Source organism: Aurantiacibacter gilvus (assembly GCF_038289935.1).
GTDB lineage: Bacteria > Pseudomonadota > Alphaproteobacteria > Sphingomonadales > Sphingomonadaceae > Alteraurantiacibacter > Alteraurantiacibacter gilvus.
This window is the reverse complement of record NZ_JBBYHV010000001.1, coordinates 1,499,461-1,516,244: the sequence shown is the minus strand read 5'-3', so window position 1 is coordinate 1,516,244 and position 16,784 is coordinate 1,499,461. Positions and strand designations below refer to the sequence as shown.

Sequence of the window (16,784 nt, the reverse complement as noted above, 5' to 3'; positions counted from 1 at the left end):
ACTTGAACGCCTGACATGGTTTGTTGGCCTTGGCCGCAAACGGATGGTTCCCTTTTTTCGTCGAATTCTCCCACTTACCAGGAGCATAACAATGTTTATAAACAAGAAGGCCTCGCTGCTGGCGAGCACCGTGATCCTCGGATCGCTGGTTGCATCCCCGGCTTATGCGCAGGATGGCGCATCGGAAGAGGGCAGCACGATCCTCGTTACCGGTACGCGTATCGCGCGCCGCAACGTTGAAACCGCTGCCCCGGTCGCAGTCGTCGACAGCGAAGAGTTCTCGCTCGCCGGTGAAGTGAACGTCGAAAACGTCGTGAACGCCCTTCCGCAGGTTGTTCCGGGCATCACGTCCTTCTCCAACAACCCCGGTAACGGTACCGCCTCGCTGAACCTGCGTGGCCTGGGTGCCACCCGCACCATGCTGCTGGTCAATGGCCGCCGCTGGATGTTCTACGATACCAACCAGATCGTCGACCTCAACACCATCCCGCAGTTCCTGCTGGAAAGCGTTGACGTTGTGACCGGTGGTGCTTCGGCCGTTTACGGTTCGGACGCTCTTGCCGGCGTTGTGAACTTCCGCCTTCGTGAACTCGACGGTGCGGAATTCGGTGGCCAGTACTCGATCACCGATCGTGGTGATGGTCAACGTTACCAGATCCACGGCGCGATCGGCGCCGATTTTGCTGACGGCCGCGGTAACGTGACCGTGTTCGGTGAATACTACAATCGCGAGGAAATCTTCCAGGGCGAGCGTACTTTCTCCGAATTCGCACTGGGTGGTTCGCCGCTGCAGCAGCTGGGTTCGTCCCTGCCGCCTGAAACGCGCCTGACCTATCGCGGTGATGGCGACACGACCGGCACTGCATTCGAAACGAACAACGATCTGGCCATCTTCGGTTCGCCGGGTTCGCTGCGCGCTTACGAAACGCCGCGTGACCTTTATAACTATGCTCCGGCCAACTACCTGCAGCTTCCGCAGGAACGTTACATGCTGGGCGGTTATGGTAGCTACGAAATCAGCGAAGCTGTCGAGCTCTATGCTGAAGTTGCCTACGTCAACAACCAGGTCGACGCCGAGCTGGCTCCGACGCCGATCCTCGTCAACACGACGCTGGACATCGACTCGCTGGTCGCCAACGGCTTCATCGACGCAGCTACCGAAGCCCAGTTCCGTGCGCTTGACGCTACGGAATCGGGTGCGGACCTCAACGACGGTACTGTCAGCGTGCAGGTTCGTCGTCGTCTGGAAGAAGCTGGCGGTCGTCGTAACCTCGACGAGCGTAACTCCTTCCGCGTCCTCGCCGGTGCCCGCGGTGCGATCACCGACTTCCTGAGCTACGATGCGTACTACATGTACTCGCGCACCCGTAACGCCAACATCCAGCAGGGTAACGCATCCGTTTCGCGTTTCACCGCTGCAATCAACGGCACGGGCCCAACGCAGATCAACATCTTCGGTGCCGGTACGCTGACGCCGGCCATGGTCGACGTGTTCCGCATTCAGGCACAGAACGGTGACATCTCCGACCTGCAGGTCGTCTCGGGTGCAATCTCCGGTACCTTCGGTGATTTCGCTCTGGGTGCTGCTGAGCCGGTTGGTTTCGCTTTCGGTGGTGAATACCGCGAAGTGAATTCGCGCTTCATTCCTGACGAGTTCCTCGCTTCGGGCGACGTTGCCGGCTTCAACGCCGGTCAGCCGACCTCGGGCGGTTACAACGTGAACGAGATCTTCGCTGAGCTCAACGTTCCGTTCGAAACCGAAAGCGGCATGCGCTTCGAACTCAACGGTGCTGCTCGTTACTCTGACTACTCGCTGGCCACTGTGGGCGGTGTGTGGACCTACGCCGGTGGCGCTCAGTTCACGCCGATCCCGGACGTGACCATTCGTGGTCAGTACCAGCGTGCTGTTCGCGCACCGAACGTGGGTGAACTGTTCCAGGGTACGGCTATCGGCTTCCCGGGTGCGAATGACCCGTGTGCCGGTGACGGCACCTCGGGCAACGGTCCGGTTCCGACCGGCGCTCTCCTGGCGCTGTGCCTTGCCAACGGTGTTCCGCAGGCCAACATCGGCAACAACGCTGTGCTCCAGCCTGACGGCCAGATCGCAGCGCTGTTCGGTGGTAACCCGAACCTGACCGAGGAAACCTCGGACAGCTGGACCGTCGGTGTGGTTCTCCAGCCGTCGTTCATCCCGGGCCTCACCGTCACGGCTGACTACTTCAACATCAAGGTTGAAGACGCCATCACGACGATCAGCCTGCAGACGGCTCTGGACCTGTGCTTCAACACGGTTCAGGACCTCAGTGCTCCGCAGTGCCTGAACTTCGTTGGTACGCGTGACCAGCAGGGTGCATTCGGTCGTACCAACCCGCCGACCCTGGGTGGCGCTAACATCGCTGCTCTGGAAGTGTCGGGTGTCGACCTTCAGATCGATTACGGCATTGACCTGGGCTTCTCGCTCCTTGGCAACGGTGCTTCCGATCTGAACCTGTCGTTCCTCGGTACCTGGACGGAAACGTCGAACTTCGCAGCTGATCAGAGCAACCCCGCAGACGTCGACACCTGTGCCGGCGAATTCGGTCTGATCTGTGGCGAACCGACGCCTTCGTTCAAGTGGACGGCTCGTGCCAGCTATGTCGATGGTCCGCTGACCTTCTCGACCCGCTGGCGCCACATTTCGGCTGTGCAGGACGATGACGATACATCGAACAACTTCGTGGAACGCGTCAGCGCCTACGACCTGATGGATCTGACTCTGTCGTATGACTTCCGCGAATCCGTCACCCTGACGGTTGGTGTGCGGAACCTGTTCGACACCCTGCCGTCGACGCCGCAGTTCGACGCAGCGGGCCAGGTGATCAACGACACCAACAGCCTGCTGATGGGTGACTTCAACAACGCCGACCAGATGAACACCTACCCGAGCACCTACGATGTGCTGGGTCGTGACTTCTTCGCATCGGTTCTGTTCCGCTTCTAAGCGGTTCACCTAGCGACTATCGCAAAAAAGGGGCGGGGGACCTTCGGGTCTCCCGCCCATTTTTGTGTCTGCTTGAAACTGGTTGCGGGTGCCGGCCAGCCTGACGTCGCAGCGGGGCGTAGCCAAAGGCAGCGCGCCGGCTCAGCCGGTCAGCGTGTAGGTGCGATAATCGGCAAAGGGATCTGCCGAACGACCATCGGTCAGCATGGCTTCCTCGCGGAACTTGAGGCCGGCAGCTTCGAGCACGTCGATCACCCTGTCTGCATCGCTGGCCGTGGCCGCGGCATTTTCCAGCGAGGCAATCCGGCCCAGCTCGTTCGCGGCCTGTGCTTCGATATCGGCAATAATACCCGCCACGCGCTCAGGTGCGTCGTTGCGGCCCATTTCCAGCGTTTGCCGGATAGCCTCCGCAATCTCCCATGCTGCGGAGCCTTCGCCATGGGCTGCCACGCCCTTGGCCGGTGCCTCGGCAAGCGCTTGCGGCACGTCCCGAATCCCGGCCTCGCGCAGGGCCAGGCTGTTTCGGGCGATTTCCGGCAGCTTCTGTTCGTCGATCGCCCAGCTGATCTGCTCACGCCGCTTGCGATTGTGGGCTACGATCGGGCCCTTCAAGCGGTGCGTAATCAGACCCAGCTTGCCGCCCGGCTGCAAGACTCGGGCGATCTCAGGCGCGATTTGCTCGATATCGCCGTATTCAAAGCCAAACTGGCTGGTGACGGCTGCGAAATGACTGTCGGGGAAGGGCAGCTGTTCCATTCCCACGCCGCCTTTGAGCGTGATGCCCTTGGGCGGTGCGGGCAGGGTGGTCGCCCGGTCGACCCCGATCAGCGTGAGATCGCGTCGCTTTTCCAGTATCTGCGCCAGCACCACACCGTCGCCGGTCGCAAGGTCCAGCAAGCTGGCGCCGCCGGGCAAAGCGCGAGAGAAGCTTTGCCACACGCGGCGCTGCATATCGGCAATGCCTTGCCAGCCAGAAGGCAGGCACCCGCCGCCGCTCCGCCCTCCGGTGCGCTCCCAAAAGGTGTTCCATGCTTCGTTCGGGTGCGATCCGCTCATCGGGAATCCAATACTACATCAAAGGCGACAGTCATGCGGCGGCCGTCCGTGAATGGCCGGGTGCCGTGGTACAGCGTGCTGGGAAACAGGGCCAGGTGGCCGACGCGCGGCTCGATCACCCGGCGCGGCGGCATGTCGAGTTGCAGGTTTGGCGGCGGGCGGCCGATTTCCAGCGCACCTTCCAGCTTGTCATCACCCTTGCCGAAGGATTCGGGTAGCTCACAATAAAGTGCCGAGGAAACAACGCCTTTCGGATGGATGTGCGAGGCGTGAAAGTCGCCTCCGCCGGTCAGCCGGACTGACCAGGAACCGGCGATCCGCCATTTCTTGTCGCGATGCCGCAGCAGTGGGTGCCGTTCGTCCAGCGGCGGCAAGCCGCGGCGATATTCCTCCAGCGTCGCTTCGATTGCGGCGCGCAGGTCCTGGAAGGCGGGCTCTTGCCGGTCGAACAGTTGCCCGCGCGTCTGGGTGCCGCCCCGCAGCGACTGTCCGAGCGGGAGGGGCGAGTTGTCGTGCAGCTGGTGCAGCAGGGCGATGGCTGGCGACAGCACCCTGTCGGCATCGTGCAAGGGATGCAGGTCGTGCAGGCCTTGCTGCCCGTGCAGCCATTCGTGACGCGGATCGTCGGTCAGCCGCCAGACAAATTCGCGTAGCGCCCAGGCGCTGATCTCGTCGGGATCAAGCTCCTGGGTCCGGTCCAGCAGTTCTGCCGCCCGATCGAATTCGCCGCGCCGCGTCCGGTGCCGCGCTTCGTGCAGGAAGCGTTCGCTGGTCTCGATGTCGAGGCCCTCGTAAATCGCCTCGGCGCGGTCGTTCTGGCCGTCAGCCCCGGCATAGATTGCCTCCAGCAGCGCGAACCGTTCGATATGGGGAAAGCGTTTGCGCGCCTCGGCCGCCACGTCGGCGGCTTCGCTGCTGCGGTCCATCCCGCCGAGCGTACGCGCCCAGGCTTCGGGAATGTTGGGGTCCTGCGGCACCTTGGCCGCGGCGTCGGCATAGTGCGAGGTATAGTCCTCTTCGTCCACCGCACGCCGCAATTGCGCGAGGAAAAACAGGGCATCTGTGAATTGCGGGGCCTGTTCCACGATCTGCCGGGTAATGGTCCGCGCGCCGGCCACGTCGCCTGCCACGTCCAGCGACTGCGCCTTGCCCAGCCAGACGTAAGGATTGCCGGGGTCAACCTGCAGTGTCTGGTCGAAGCGCGGCACCGCGTCGGACTCACCGCGTTCCAGAGCCACCCGGGCGCGGCCCAGGAGGGCCTTCGGCCGCTTGGGATCGCGGGCGAGCGCGCGGTCATACCAGTGCGCGGCTGCCGCGAGTTCGCCGATGTTGCGTTCGGACATTGCCCGGGTCGAACAATAGACGGGAAGGTCGCGGCACTCGGCCTCGATCCGGTCGAGCACCTTCAGCGCGGCCAGGTCGTCTCCTGCAGCTGCAAGAGCGATGGCCTGGTCGATGGCGAAGTTGGGATTGCCGGGAAGCAGCGCGAAGGCCTTGCCGAAGTGCTCTGCGGCGGCGGCGTGATCTCCGGATTGCAGCAGCATCTTGCCGGTAAAGTGCCACAGGCCAGCCTCCTGCGGGTAGGCTTGCCGTGCCTCGTCCAGTATCCGCAGCGCGCCCGGAATATCACCGCCTTGCGCCGCAGCGCCAGCACGCGAAGCCCATTGCTGCGGGTTGAGACTGTTCACCGGTCGCGCAACCACCCGTTGATGGCAAAGCGTCCGTGCGGAGCAAAGGGCGGCACGTATGTTACCGCGTGCGCGCGGGGAACCAGGAACAAATTCAGCGTGTTGAAGCGCGGAATGTACCCGCTCTCGATATTGCCTGCTTCGTCGTAGAAGACCAGGTGGCCACCCCAGTCGGGGGACCAGTTGTCGATGGTCATGTTGAGGACGTAGGCAATCCGCCAGCCTTCAGCGACATGGCTATCGATGTGCCGGCCAAGGAAGTTGTTGGGGCCATAGAGGCTGGCGTGAGCATCGGCCCTGGCCAGCTGCGGAATTCCGGTGATCTGCCGCATGGCTTCGAGGAATTCCGGAGCGTTGAGGTATTCCAGCAGCAATTCGTGCGGGCCGCCGGGCTCCCACTGTTCCTGCACGGCTTCCACGATCTGGTAGCGCTGGAAGCGGAAGGCATAGTCGCCACTCGCGGCTGCCCTGTCGGTGTCCTGCAGTGCCTGCCTGACGGCGGCGGCATTTGCCGGATCGCGCAATTCGCGTCCGCGCCAGCTCTGCGGCTTGCCGTTGGTGCCGGCCTGGCAGGCGATTCCCCACTCGGTCCCGGAGGCGAGTATCTCGCGAACTTCGCGCGCGGTCTCGTCAGTCAGGAAGCTTTCGATTTGCAGCCGGTTCTCAGCGGCAAACCGGCGGGCAAGCTCGGCCCGGTCAAGGTGTGGATTAATTTCGAAGAGCGCCTTTGCCATGGCTTCCACCCTATAGGTCGCGCGAAGCAGGCTTGCCAGTCCCGGGGCCGAAGGCAGACGAAAAAAAGACCCGCCGTGATACTCTGCAAGCAGAGCAATCAACGGCGGGCCATGCGGAAACCTTGCCAGTTTGTTCTATCCGGTGCGCATCTTACCCTACGCCCCGTGACGGCCTGGTTCCGGGTTCGTGAACGTTAGCCGCGCTGCTGCTGTTCGGCGCGGGCGGCGATTTCGCGTTCGAAATTCTGCACCGTTTCGCGATAGCAGCGCCTGGCCTCGGTGGAGGGCAGCGCGAAACCGGAGCGATTGTCGATGCCGCAGACTTCTTCGGCAGCGCTGGTCAGGCGGCGTTCGAGCGTGCGCTGGCCTGCTTCGGTCGACAGGTCGAGGTCGCTGTAGCGCACGGCGACGGTCTCACCCTGCGCACCGGCGGCGATGGCGGGGGTTGCAAACAGGGCGCCTGCGGTGAGCGCGGCGGCCAGACCGGACTTGATCGAAAACTTCGTCATAATATTTCCTCCTCTGTTGTGCTCCGGCCCGCTGTGAACTGGGGGGCCCGTTTGAACCGGGTTTGGGCCGGAGCGATGAGCCTGATGTAGGGGAGGGTGCCGGGCATGGCATCTCAAGCTCGACCGGCTTGGGCTTCGCGTCGATGAATGACGCACCGCGCCGACAACCGGCCAACTGAATCCGACAAACGTCGACAAGATTTCAGGCGTAACCGATCCGGGCGTTACTATGCGATTTGCCTTATATATCGGGACCTGTGCGAAAGTGACTCGCACTTCACTTGGCGTTCAGCGCGAGCCTAGCTATAGGCCTCTCATGACTGCGAAGCTTTCCATCCGTAGCGCGCTGCTGGGCGCCACTTGTGCCATGCTGCTGACCGGCTGTGCCGGCGGGCGTGACAACGGTCCGAACGACCTTGCCTATGTCGCCCGCGACGTCGAATCGCTCTATGCGGCCGCGCGAGAGCGCCTTGATCGCGGTGACCTGACCATGGCGGCTGGCCTGTTCGACGAGGTGGAACGCCAGCACCCCTATTCACCCTGGGCGCGTCGCGCCCAGTTGATGAGTGCCTTCTCCTATTACGCCGCGCGCGATTATACGCGTTCGATCCAGTCGGCCTCGCGCTTCCTGTCGATCCACCCGGGTAACCGCGACGCGCCTTACGCCTACTACCTGATCGCCATGTGCTATTACGAGCAGATCAGCGATATCGAGCGTGACCAGGCGATTACCCTGCAGGCGCTGGCCGCCCTGAACGAGATCGTTCGCCGCTATCCCGAAACCGCCTATGCCGACGACGCGCGGCTGAAGATCGACCTCGTCAACGATCACCTGGCGGGCAAGGAAATGGAAATCGGCCGCTTTTACGAGCGCACCGGCCAGTGGCTGGCGGCGCAGCTGCGCTTCCGCAACGTGGTGGATGACTACCAGACCACCAGCCACACGCCCGAAGCGCTCTACCGCCTGACCGAGACCAGCCTGGCCCTCGGCCTCCCTGAAGAAGCGCAGCGTTATTCGGCCGTGCTGGGTGCCAACTATCCCGGTAACGAGTGGTACGAGAAGGCTTACGAGCTGATGGAAGACCACGCCCCCGAACGGGTCGGCGGTTAGGCTGGGTCGCGCCTAGGTGCCGTAGCACAAGCTGTCGTCCGCCTGTTCGCGGCGGTTCAGCTCCAGCAGGTCGCGCATTTCCGGCAAGTGCAGTGAACGGTCGAGGCGGATTCCCGCCAGGCCATCGTGCGCCCAGCGGACTGTGCCTTCCAGTTCCATATCGGTCGCGGTGGCGATCACCACCTTGTCGCCGGCCTCGTACTTGCCGCGGCCAAGGTTGCTGATGCGTGCGCCCTGCGGCGACAATTCGATCAGCAATCCAGTAGCGGTCTTGCGGCCCTCGCGGCGCAGTTCGACCGGCAGCCGCGTGGCGTAACGCTTGTAAGTCCTGATCGTGAGCACCGACATCGCAGCGAGCCCCTCTTGTTGCGAAGCTGCAGTTAGGCCAGAAAATACTTAAGAAATTCTAGCCATTCCACGGGCAGGACGCCGCTGGTCGTTGCGCTGTGCCGGGGCGCGGATTACAGCGGGGCATCGCCATGCTGACCGCGCTATCCATCCGTAACATCGTGCTGATCGAAGCGCTCGACCTTGCCTTCGGGCCGGGGCTGGGCGTGCTGACGGGCGAGACCGGTGCGGGCAAGTCGATCCTGCTCGATGCCTTGGGGCTGGTGCTGGGCAACCGCGCCGACACTGCATTGGTGCGCGCTGGAGAGGAGCAGGCGAGCGTAACCGCAACTTTCGAATTCGCTGAACTCCCTGGGGGCTTGGCCGAGGCGCTGGAGGATGCCGAGGTCGAGCTGGAACCGGGCGAGGCGCTGATTATCCGCCGCCGGGTGAAGGCCGATGGCGGTTCCAAGGCCTTCGTCAACGACCAGCCGGTAGGCGTGGCCCTGCTGCGCACGCTGGCGGTCTCGCTGGTGGAACTGCACGGCCAGCACGACGACCGCGGACTGGTAAACCCGCGCGGGCACCGGGCGCTGCTCGACCGTTATGCCGGGGCCGACGTGGCGGGCGTTGCCATGGCTTGGGACGACTGGCGCAAGGCGGGCGCGAAGCTGGCCGAGGCGCGGGCCGATATCGAACAGGCCAAGCTCGACCAGGACCTGCTGCTGGCGCACCTTGCCGAACTCACCGCCATCGAGCCTGAGGCAGGCGAGGAAGAGACCTTGGCCAATGCCCGCTCGGACATGCAAAAGGGCGAGAAGCTGGCGGGCGACCTCGAGGACCTGCGCACGGTCTGGGACGGCAGCGATTCGCCGCTGGCGGCGCTGCGGGTGGCGGCGCGCAAGCTCGACCGGATCGCGCCCGAGCACCCGCTGCTGGCCGAAGCGCTCGGCGCGCTCGACCGCGCGGTGATCGAGGCCGGCGAGGCGGAAGAAAAGTTGCAGGGCGCCGCCGAAGCCATGCAGCATGACCCCGCCGAACTCGACCGCATCGAGACGCGGCTGTTCGAACTCAGGGCGCTGGCGCGCAAGCATTCGTGCCAGGTCGACGACCTGCCCGAGGTTATGCAGGCCATGCGCCGCAAGCTCGATGCCATCGAGCAGGGCGATGCCGATCTCGCGGACCTGGAAGCGGCGGAGCGCAAGGCGCACGAGGTCTACCGCGCGCGCGCCGAGGCCCTGCATGCGACGCGCGTGACGGCGGCTGTCCGGCTCGACGAGGCGGTCGCTGCGGAACTGGCACCGCTGAAGCTCGACGCTGCGCGCTTCAGGACGGCTGTGGCCGAGCAACCCGAAGAACGCTGGGGCGCCTCGGGCATGGACGCGGTGGAATTCCTGATCGCCACCAACCCCGGCGCCGACTTCGCGCCCTTGAACAAGATTGCCTCGGGCGGCGAGCTGTCGCGCTTCATCCTCGCGCTGAAGGTGGCGCTGGCGGAGCAGGGCGGGGCGGCGACGGTAATCTTCGACGAAATCGACCGCGGCGTGGGCGGCGCGGTGGCCTCTGCCATCGGCGAACGGCTGGCGCGTCTGGCGGGAGAGGGCGGGCAATTGCTGGCCGTGACCCACTCCCCGCAAGTCGCCGCGCGCGGCCGCACCCATTACATGATCGCCAAGTCGAGCGAGGGCACGGTGACGAAGACTTCGGTGATGCTGCTCGACGCGGAAGGGCGGCAGGAAGAGATCGCGCGGATGCTGAGCGGCGCGGAAATCACGAACGAGGCCCGGGCGCAGGCTGACCGGCTGCTGGAGGGCGTGTGATGTCGTTCGACTACCGTTCCCTTAATATCCAGAGCAAAACGGGCGACTGGCTCTGCCCAAGCTGTGGTTTTCCTGGATATTTCCGTGGACTGAGCTTTGTGGAAGGCGGACCACTGATTGGCACCGGAATCTGTCCTTGTTGCACCTATGAACCGGGCTTCGACGATGTAGCCGCGGCGTCGGGGACGCCCCATTCCGAACCGATTGATGCGCTCAGGGCTTACTCGAAAGAGTGGTTCGCGGGTGGGATGCGGTGGTGGGGCAACTTGGCGCCGATACCTGGTGATTGGTCGCCTGAGAAACAGGCAGAGGGTTGGAAATTACATTGCAAGCCGATCCTGAAATGACCGAAGCCGAAGCTGCCAACGAGCTGATGCGGCTCGCCAAGGCGATTGCGCATCACAACAGGCTCTACCACGCCAATGACGCGCCGGAGATCTCCGACCCGGAGTTCGACGCGCTCGTGCGCCGCAACGCCGAGCTTGAGGCGCAATTCCCGCACCTGGTGCGCGAGGATTCGCCGAGCAAGGTCGTGGGTCACGAGATCAGCGCCTCGCCGCTGTCCAAGGTGCAGCATGAAGTCGCCATGCTCAGCCTCGACAATGCCTTCGCGGACGAGGAGGTGGAGGAGTTCGTCGCCCGCGTCCGGCGCTTCCTGTCGCTGGGCGAGGGTGATCCGTTGACCTTCACCGCCGAGGACAAGATTGACGGCCTCTCCTGCTCGCTGCGCTACGAGCACGGCAAGCTCGTCATGGCCGCCACGCGCGGGGACGGGCAGGTGGGCGAGAACGTTACGCCGAACGTCGCGCACATCGCCGATATCCCGCAGCAGCTGTCGGGCAAGGTGCCGGACGTGTTCGAGGTGCGCGGCGAAGTTTACATGGCGAAACAGGACTTTGCTGCACTCAATGCTGCGCAGGAGGAGGCGGGCGGCAAGCTCTTCGCCAACCCCCGCAATGCCGCTGCCGGATCGCTGCGGCAGAAGGACGCCAGCGTCACCGCTGCCCGTCCGCTGCGCTTCCTCGCGCACGGCTGGGGCAGCGCCAGCGAGGTGCCGGCGGACACCCAGTTCGGCGTCATGCAGTGCATTGCCGAATGGGGCCTGCCGATTTCGCCCGACCTGACATTATGCCCTGATCTCAGCACTATGCTGCAGCAATATCGCAGCATTTCCGAAGGCCGCACGGGCCTGCCCTACGAGATCGACGGCGTGGTCTACAAGGTCGACCGGCTCGACCTGCAGAAGCGCCTCGGCTTCGTCGCCAAGGCTCCGCGCTGGGCCATTGCGCGCAAGTTCCCCGCCGAACGCGCGGAGACGACGCTGGAGGCGATCGACATCCAGGTCGGCCGCACCGGCAAGCTGACCCCGGTCGGGCGGCTCGCGCCGGTGCTGGTGGGCGGCGTGACCGTCACCAACGTCACCCTGCACAACCGTGACGAGATCGCGCGCCTCGGCGTGCGTCCGGGGGACCGAGTGGTGATCCAGCGGGCGGGCGACGTGATCCCACAGGTGATCGACAACCTGACGCGCGAGGTCGAGCGCGAACCCTTTGTCTTCCCCGATCACTGCCCCGACTGCGGCAGCGAAGCCGTGGCGGAAGAGGGCGAGGTCGATGTCCGCTGCACCGGCGGACTGATCTGCCCGGCACAGCGCACAGAACGCCTCAAGCACTTCGTCAGCCGCGCCGCGCTCGATATCGAGGGGCTGGGCGAGAAGACCATCGACCAGTTCTTCGCCCTCGGCTGGCTGGAAAGCCCCGCCGATATCTTCCGCCTGAAGGACCGCGAGGCCGAGATCCTCGCGCTCGACGGGTGGAAGGAGAAGTCGGTCGAGAACCTGCTCGCCTCCATCGAGGCCAAGCGCCAGCCCGACGCCGCGCGGCTGCTGTTCGGCCTCGGCATCCGCCACGTCGGCGCGGTGACCGCGCGCGACCTGCTCAAGTATTTCCACGAACTGCCCGCCTTGCGCGAGGCTGCCGAAAAGGCCCTCGCGGGGGACGAGGAGGCCGCTGCCTCGCTCACCTCCATCGACGGGATCGGCGGCGCCGTGGTCGAGGCGCTGGGTGCCTTCTTCCACGAAGAGCACAACCGTGCGGTGTGGGATGACCTGCTTGGCGAAGTCAGCCCGCCGCGCTACGAAGTCGCCACGGTCGACAGCCCGGTAGCGGGCAAGACCGTGGTCTTTACCGGCAAGCTGGAGACCATGAGCCGCGACGAGGCCAAGGCGCAGGCCGAACGGCTGGGCGCCAAGGCCGCCGGATCGGTGAGCGCCAAGACCGACCTGCTGGTGGCCGGGCCGGGTGCGGGCAGCAAGCTGAAGAAGGCTGCGGAACTGGGTATCGAGGTGATCGACGAGGCTGGCTGGGCCGCCATCGTCGCAGCGGCTGGTTGACCCGGACGCCTAGTACTGCGGCATCTCTTCGATCGCGCCGCTACCAAGTTCGCGCAGGTCGAAATGGGCGCGGATATGTTCCAGCACTGCAGGGTAGAGCGGGTTGTCGAAGCGGATGCCGGCATAGGGCTGCTCCTGCCAGCGCACGGTGGCGTCGATCGGGCCGACCGGACCGATCTTGATCGTCACCGAGAGGTTGGGCGAGAGGTAGCCCATCCGGTCGAAGATGCGGCAACCCTCTTCCGACAGGTCGACAATCGTAACCTCGCGCTTGCCCGTGCCGGTGCGCAGGGTCCCGACAATAGAGATGTCGTAGCGTTCGGATTCGCGCACGCCGTCAGTCACCACGGTCATTTCCCCTATGTCTGCGGAACATCCTGGTAGCACGGTTCGGTTAATTTTTTGTCGCTGCCCGTTAAGCATGTGGACCTGCGTGTCAGGGATTGGTTTCGGGCAGCGGAATCCATTTCATCACCCCGCCCGCAAAGGGCGTCCACATGCCCATTTCCACTCCGGCTTCGGCCAGTGTGTCGCCTACCCAGGTGTTGCAGGTGTTGGTCAGCGAATAGCTGCCTTCGGCTTCGTAGTAAGCGTCATCGACATAGGTCCCGCGCAGGATCTCGCGCGTTTCGCCCGGAGGCACATCCGGCAGCGTGCGTTCGATGGCGCTCACCAGCGTGCGGTACTGGTCCATGGAGATGGATAGCGGGCGGTGGTTCTCGCTCGCGCCGGGGCGGACATAGTGGCTGACGCGCACCAGCGGATCGCCGCCGACCGTGGCGATGCGCAGGGCCGTACCGGCATCAAGGTCGCCCCAGGTCGGCACGTTGAGGAAGACCTCGCGCTCGCCCCAGCCGATGGAAAGGTGGGTGGGCACGTGGCCGTCGCGGCGAGGTCGGGAAGCGCTGGGAAAGCTCTCGCGCCAGTCCTTCGCATGGGAGACGATGGGCACGACGATAGAGGTGTGGGTACCGTTGGTCTCCACCATGATCTCGATCGTTTCGGCATCGGGCGCGGGCGGTGCGGCGCTGCCGCTTTCGGGAATCGAGCTGCCCACCCAGGCCGCCAGCGGATAGCCCACCACCAGCAGCGCCAGCATGACGAGCACGCCTGCCAGCAGGCGCAGGAGGCGGCGCATCAGCCCCAAGGTCAGCCCAGGTAGCGGTGCCGTAACCAAAGCACGCTCCAGTCCCCGATCACCAGCCGCCGGTGCAGCCGGAAGCCCGCCTTGCGATAGGCCGCGCGCACCTTGGCCTCCTGTGTTTCCAGCAAGCCTGCCAGCAGGATCGAACCGCGCGGGGATACGGCTTCGGCAAAGTCGAAGGCCATGTCGATCAGCGGGGCGGCGAGGATATTGGCGATCAGCAGGTCGAAGGGCGCGCGCGCCTGCAAGGCGGGATCCTCCATGCCGTCGGCAATCACCATGGCCAGCTGCCCCCGCCCGGTGCCGAGCGTGACGCCGTTGAGGTCGCAGTTTTCGACCACCGCGGGGCCGCAAATGGGGTCGATATCGCTGGCGGTGGTCACGGCGCGCGGCCACAGGTCCATGGCGGCGAAGGCGAGCAGGCCGGTGCCGGTGCCGATATCGGCCACGGACCTGGGCCGCAGGCCAGCCGCGTGCATGGCGTCGAGCATGGCGAGGCACCCGGCGGTCGTCTCGTGGTGTCCCGTGCCGAAAGCCTGAGCGGCGGGGATGACGAATTCGGTGATGCCGGGTTCGTCCAGCGCGTCATGCTCCGGCGTGCGTACGCGGAAGCGGCCTGCGCGAATCGGGTCGACGCCTTTCTGGCTTTCCACCACCCAGTCGAGATCGGGCAGTTGCTCCGCCTTGATTGTCGGGGCGGGGGCTTCGAACAGCGCGGCCATGGCCTTCTTCTCGGCGGCGCCGGGCTTGTCCTCGGTATAGGCGTCGAGCTGCCAGATGGTGCTGTCGTCGGGATCGACCTCGAACCCGGTCAACACCACGCTGTCATCCCAGTCGAGCGTCAGGTCGCGCTTCTCCAGCGCGGCTTCGACGCGCGCCTTCGTATCCACGGCAGAAAGCTTCCAGCTCATTGATCGGCTTCCTGTGCGAGGCGGGCTTCGAGGGCGGCAAGCCGGTCTGCGGCATAGGCAGCGCAATCCATGCCGCCCGTCAGGTCGCCCGCCACCAGCTTGTCGCGCATGCCACTGGCCGAGGGGTGGGGCGTAAGCAGCACGTCGCAATCCAGCGCGGCCAGCCGGGCGATGCCCTCGCGATAGGCCTGTACGTATTCAGGGTGATCGGAGAAGCGGTAATCGTCGCGGCTGACGGGGCTGAGGCTGTCGGCATAGGCGATGGTGAGGCATTGCTCATCGTCGCAGCTGTCCCAGTGCCAGGTCAGCGCACCGGGCGTGTGGCCGGGGGTGGCGATTGCGAGGAGTTCAAGCGAGTCGGTTTGGACCCGGTCACCGTCGGCGACGCGACGCTGTACATTCACCGGAACCATGGGTTCGTGCATGCCAACTTGCGGATCATCGGGAGCGGCTACACCCGTGCTGATCACTTCCTCTGCAGGGAACGATGTCACGACCTCCCCGCCAATCAAGTCTGCGATGACGTGCAGTCCGCCAACATGGTCGAAGTGTTCATGACTATGCAGGAGCAAGGCAATATCGACCGGATCTATGGCAAGAGCTCGAAGGTTATCCAGCACGACTTGCGCACCCGCTTCTGTGCCTGAGTCGATAAGCACGAACTCGCCGTCACCGGCGATCAGGATAACGGAGATGCCGCAAGTGCCGACGTGCCAGGTATTGGCGAAGACACGGAACAACGGTGCGGGCTTGTCCCAGTCGTCCCAGTCCTCGCAGGTCTCGGCCCAGTCGGCGCGCATCTGGGCGTCGTGGTCCTGTGCGGCAGCCGGCAGTTGCGGGCCGGTGCAGGCGACCAATGCCAATGCCGCAAGCGCGGCAACGGACTTACCGGACATAGCTTGCCCCGTTGGCGTCGATCGTCGCGCCGGTCATGGAGGGCGGGGCGTCGAGCGCGCAGAACACGGCAATATCGGCGATCTCTTCCGGCTCTGCCACGCGGCCCAGCGGGATATCGGCCAGCAGGCCCGCGCCGCCGCGCGATTCGAGGTAGTCGCCCGCCATGGCCGTGTCGGTAAAGCCGGGGGTAATGGCGTAGGAGAGAATGTTCTCGTTGGCATAGGCGCGGGCGATGGTCTTGTGCATCGCCAGCATGCCGCCCTTGGCCGCAGCATAGTGCCAGTGCCCGGGCGAATCGCCGCGATGGCCCGCGCGGCTGGCGATATGCACGATCCGCCCGCCCGATCCGCGATCCTGCCAGTGGCGCACGGCAAAGCGGCTCAGCTGAGCGGCAGAGGTGAGGTTGATACGCATGGTATCCTCCCACCGGTCGAGCCATTCGATATCGCTCGCGCCCAGCGGAATCGCCTCGAACAGGCCGGCATTGTTGACCAGCACGTCGATCCGCCCGTCGAGCCGGTCGAGCGCTTCCTCCCACAGCATCTGCGGGGCGGGCGGGTCAGCGAAGTCGGCAGCAATGGTGCGGCTGTCGAGCGCGCGGGTGGCGTGGCCCATGACGTTGCAGCCGCGCTCGGTCAGCTGGTCGGCGATCGCCTGGCCAATGCCCCTGCTGCTGCCGGTGACGAGAATATTGGTCATGCAACGCCTCATAGCGGGCAGCGCGACACTGGGGAAGGCTGGCAGAAATAGCCAAAAGTCTACCGCTCCACCGCTTGCCTCGCTCGCGTGATCCGCTAGAGCGGTCGGCACAAGAGCATTCAACGGGGACATGCCATGGCCGACCGCCCGCTTTCACCGCATCTGCAAATCTGGCGATGGGGACCGCACATGATGGTTTCCATCCTCCACCGCGCCTGCGGTGACGGGATGGCTACAGTCGGGCTGGGTGTCCTGCTGTGGTGGCTGGCCGCCATGGCCGGCGGGCCGGAGAGCTACGAGACCTTTCTCGGCCATGCCAGCGCCTGGTACGGGCAGGTCGTCCTGATCGGCCTGACCTGGGCCTTCTTCACCCACATGTGTTCGGGCCTGCGGCACTTCGTGCTCGATACCGGTGCCGGTTACGAGCTCGATGCCAACCGCATGTGGTCAATCATTTCGATGCTTGGCGGGGTGGTGCTGACGGCAGCCACCTGGGCTTACATCCTGCTGCGCTGA

Annotated in this window: 16 protein-coding genes; 6 read left to right on the top strand and 10 right to left on the bottom strand. The window is 64.8% G+C overall.

The window, feature by feature from the left end; translation table 11 throughout:
• Positions 1-91 precede the first annotated feature (91 nt).
• A complete protein-coding gene (locus AAEO60_RS07450) occupies positions 92-2,980 on the top strand; it encodes a TonB-dependent receptor plug domain-containing protein (RefSeq protein ID WP_341673020.1) in 2,889 nt (962 codons plus the stop codon).
• A 141-nt stretch (positions 2,981-3,121) separates the two neighbouring features.
• Here the strand turns inward: AAEO60_RS07450 and AAEO60_RS07445 are convergent, their stop codons facing one another.
• The 4 genes from AAEO60_RS07445 to AAEO60_RS07430 all read right to left on the bottom strand — a co-directional run bounded on the left by AAEO60_RS07445 (position 3,122) and on the right by AAEO60_RS07430 (position 6,967).
• A complete protein-coding gene (locus AAEO60_RS07445; RefSeq protein ID WP_341673019.1) occupies positions 3,122-4,036 on the bottom strand; it encodes a class I SAM-dependent methyltransferase in 915 nt (304 codons plus the stop codon).
• Complete coding sequence (locus AAEO60_RS07440; RefSeq protein ID WP_341673018.1) at positions 4,033-5,724, bottom strand: tetratricopeptide repeat protein; 1,692 nt, start codon at positions 5,722-5,724, stop codon at positions 4,033-4,035. The genes AAEO60_RS07445 and AAEO60_RS07440 overlap by 4 nt, the downstream gene beginning before the upstream one ends.
• Positions 5,721-6,458 (bottom strand): 2OG-Fe(II) oxygenase, encoded by a 738-nt coding sequence (locus AAEO60_RS07435; protein WP_341673017.1) that lies wholly within the window; start codon positions 6,456-6,458, stop codon positions 5,721-5,723. The genes AAEO60_RS07440 and AAEO60_RS07435 overlap by 4 nt, the downstream gene beginning before the upstream one ends.
• 194 nt (positions 6,459-6,652) lie before the next feature.
• Positions 6,653-6,967, bottom strand: a complete 315-nt coding sequence (locus tag AAEO60_RS07430) for a UrcA family protein (protein ID WP_341673016.1) — start codon at positions 6,965-6,967, stop codon at positions 6,653-6,655.
• A gap of 316 nt (positions 6,968-7,283) precedes the next feature.
• Between AAEO60_RS07430 and AAEO60_RS07425 the strand changes: the two genes are divergently transcribed.
• Positions 7,284-8,078 (top strand): outer membrane protein assembly factor BamD, encoded by a 795-nt coding sequence (locus AAEO60_RS07425; protein WP_341673015.1) that lies wholly within the window; start codon positions 7,284-7,286, stop codon positions 8,076-8,078.
• Positions 8,079-8,090: 12 nt separating this feature from the next.
• Here AAEO60_RS07425 and AAEO60_RS07420 read toward each other — a convergent pair whose 3' ends face one another.
• Positions 8,091-8,426, bottom strand: a complete 336-nt coding sequence (locus tag AAEO60_RS07420) for a PilZ domain-containing protein (protein ID WP_341673014.1) — start codon at positions 8,424-8,426, stop codon at positions 8,091-8,093.
• 131 nt (positions 8,427-8,557) lie between these two features.
• Here AAEO60_RS07420 and recN point away from each other — a divergent pair, with 131 nt between their 5' ends.
• The 3 genes from recN to ligA are packed head-to-tail and all read left to right on the top strand — an operon-like array spanning position 8,558 to position 12,617.
• A complete protein-coding gene (gene recN, locus AAEO60_RS07415) occupies positions 8,558-10,225 on the top strand; it encodes a DNA repair protein RecN (RefSeq protein ID WP_341673013.1) in 1,668 nt (555 codons plus the stop codon).
• The gene (locus AAEO60_RS07410) at positions 10,225-10,572 is read left to right on the top strand and encodes a hypothetical protein (protein WP_341673012.1); all 348 of its coding nucleotides are present in this window, start codon (positions 10,225-10,227) and stop codon (positions 10,570-10,572) included. Before recN ends, AAEO60_RS07410 begins: the two co-directional genes overlap by 1 nt.
• Positions 10,569-12,617 carry an NAD-dependent DNA ligase LigA gene (ligA, locus tag AAEO60_RS07405; RefSeq protein ID WP_341673011.1) on the top strand — a complete coding sequence of 683 codons (2,049 nt, stop codon included), beginning with the start codon at positions 10,569-10,571 and terminating at the stop codon, positions 12,615-12,617. Before AAEO60_RS07410 ends, ligA begins: the two co-directional genes overlap by 4 nt.
• A 9-nt stretch (positions 12,618-12,626) precedes the next feature.
• Here the strand turns inward: ligA and AAEO60_RS07400 are convergent, their stop codons facing one another.
• From AAEO60_RS07400 to AAEO60_RS07380, 5 genes are all read right to left on the bottom strand, one after another.
• Positions 12,627-12,971 carry a PilZ domain-containing protein gene (locus tag AAEO60_RS07400; protein WP_341673010.1) on the bottom strand — a complete coding sequence of 115 codons (345 nt, stop codon included), beginning with the start codon at positions 12,969-12,971 and terminating at the stop codon, positions 12,627-12,629.
• Between the two features lie 82 nt (positions 12,972-13,053).
• Complete coding sequence (locus AAEO60_RS07395; protein WP_341673009.1) at positions 13,054-13,755, bottom strand: DUF2459 domain-containing protein; 702 nt, start codon at positions 13,753-13,755, stop codon at positions 13,054-13,056.
• Between the two features lie 11 nt (positions 13,756-13,766).
• The gene (locus tag AAEO60_RS07390; protein WP_341673008.1) at positions 13,767-14,672 is read right to left on the bottom strand and encodes a 50S ribosomal protein L11 methyltransferase; all 906 of its coding nucleotides are present in this window, start codon (positions 14,670-14,672) and stop codon (positions 13,767-13,769) included.
• Complete coding sequence (locus AAEO60_RS07385) at positions 14,669-15,568, bottom strand: MBL fold metallo-hydrolase (protein WP_341673007.1); 900 nt, start codon at positions 15,566-15,568, stop codon at positions 14,669-14,671. Before AAEO60_RS07385 ends, AAEO60_RS07390 begins: the two co-directional genes overlap by 4 nt.
• Positions 15,558-16,268 carry an SDR family NAD(P)-dependent oxidoreductase gene (locus tag AAEO60_RS07380; protein ID WP_341673006.1) on the bottom strand — a complete coding sequence of 237 codons (711 nt, stop codon included), beginning with the start codon at positions 16,266-16,268 and terminating at the stop codon, positions 15,558-15,560. Before AAEO60_RS07380 ends, AAEO60_RS07385 begins: the two co-directional genes overlap by 11 nt.
• A 135-nt stretch (positions 16,269-16,403) precedes the next feature.
• Between AAEO60_RS07380 and sdhC the strand changes: the two genes are divergently transcribed.
• Positions 16,404-16,784, top strand: coding sequence for a succinate dehydrogenase, cytochrome b556 subunit (gene sdhC / locus AAEO60_RS07375; RefSeq protein WP_341673005.1), 381 nt, complete (start codon positions 16,404-16,406; stop codon positions 16,782-16,784).

What these genes read in the sequence shown, in the direction of transcription:
- AAEO60_RS07450 (WP_341673020.1), top strand. Translation starts at nt 92, where the DNA reads ATGTTTATAAACAAGAAGGCCTCGCTGCTGGCGAGCACCGTGATCCTC.
- AAEO60_RS07445 (WP_341673019.1), bottom strand. Translation starts at nt 4,036, where the DNA reads ATGAGCGGATCGCACCCGAACGAAGCATGGAACACCTTTTGGGAGCGC.
- AAEO60_RS07435 (WP_341673017.1), bottom strand. Translation starts at nt 6,458, where the DNA reads ATGGCAAAGGCGCTCTTCGAAATTAATCCACACCTTGACCGGGCCGAG.
- AAEO60_RS07430 (WP_341673016.1), bottom strand. Translation starts at nt 6,967, where the DNA reads ATGACGAAGTTTTCGATCAAGTCCGGTCTGGCCGCCGCGCTCACCGCA.
- AAEO60_RS07425 (WP_341673015.1), top strand. Translation starts at nt 7,284, where the DNA reads ATGACTGCGAAGCTTTCCATCCGTAGCGCGCTGCTGGGCGCCACTTGT.
- AAEO60_RS07420 (WP_341673014.1), bottom strand. Translation starts at nt 8,426, where the DNA reads ATGTCGGTGCTCACGATCAGGACTTACAAGCGTTACGCCACGCGGCTG.
- recN (WP_341673013.1), top strand. Translation starts at nt 8,558, where the DNA reads ATGCTGACCGCGCTATCCATCCGTAACATCGTGCTGATCGAAGCGCTC.
- AAEO60_RS07410 (WP_341673012.1), top strand. Translation starts at nt 10,225, where the DNA reads ATGTCGTTCGACTACCGTTCCCTTAATATCCAGAGCAAAACGGGCGAC.
- ligA (WP_341673011.1), top strand. Translation starts at nt 10,569, where the DNA reads ATGACCGAAGCCGAAGCTGCCAACGAGCTGATGCGGCTCGCCAAGGCG.
- AAEO60_RS07400 (WP_341673010.1), bottom strand. Translation starts at nt 12,971, where the DNA reads ATGACCGTGGTGACTGACGGCGTGCGCGAATCCGAACGCTACGACATC.
- AAEO60_RS07395 (WP_341673009.1), bottom strand. Translation starts at nt 13,755, where the DNA reads ATGCGCCGCCTCCTGCGCCTGCTGGCAGGCGTGCTCGTCATGCTGGCG.
- AAEO60_RS07390 (WP_341673008.1), bottom strand. Translation starts at nt 14,672, where the DNA reads ATGAGCTGGAAGCTTTCTGCCGTGGATACGAAGGCGCGCGTCGAAGCC.
- AAEO60_RS07385 (WP_341673007.1), bottom strand. Translation starts at nt 15,568, where the DNA reads ATGTCCGGTAAGTCCGTTGCCGCGCTTGCGGCATTGGCATTGGTCGCC.
- AAEO60_RS07380 (WP_341673006.1), bottom strand. Translation starts at nt 16,268, where the DNA reads ATGACCAATATTCTCGTCACCGGCAGCAGCAGGGGCATTGGCCAGGCG.
- sdhC (WP_341673005.1), top strand. Translation starts at nt 16,404, where the DNA reads ATGGCCGACCGCCCGCTTTCACCGCATCTGCAAATCTGGCGATGGGGA.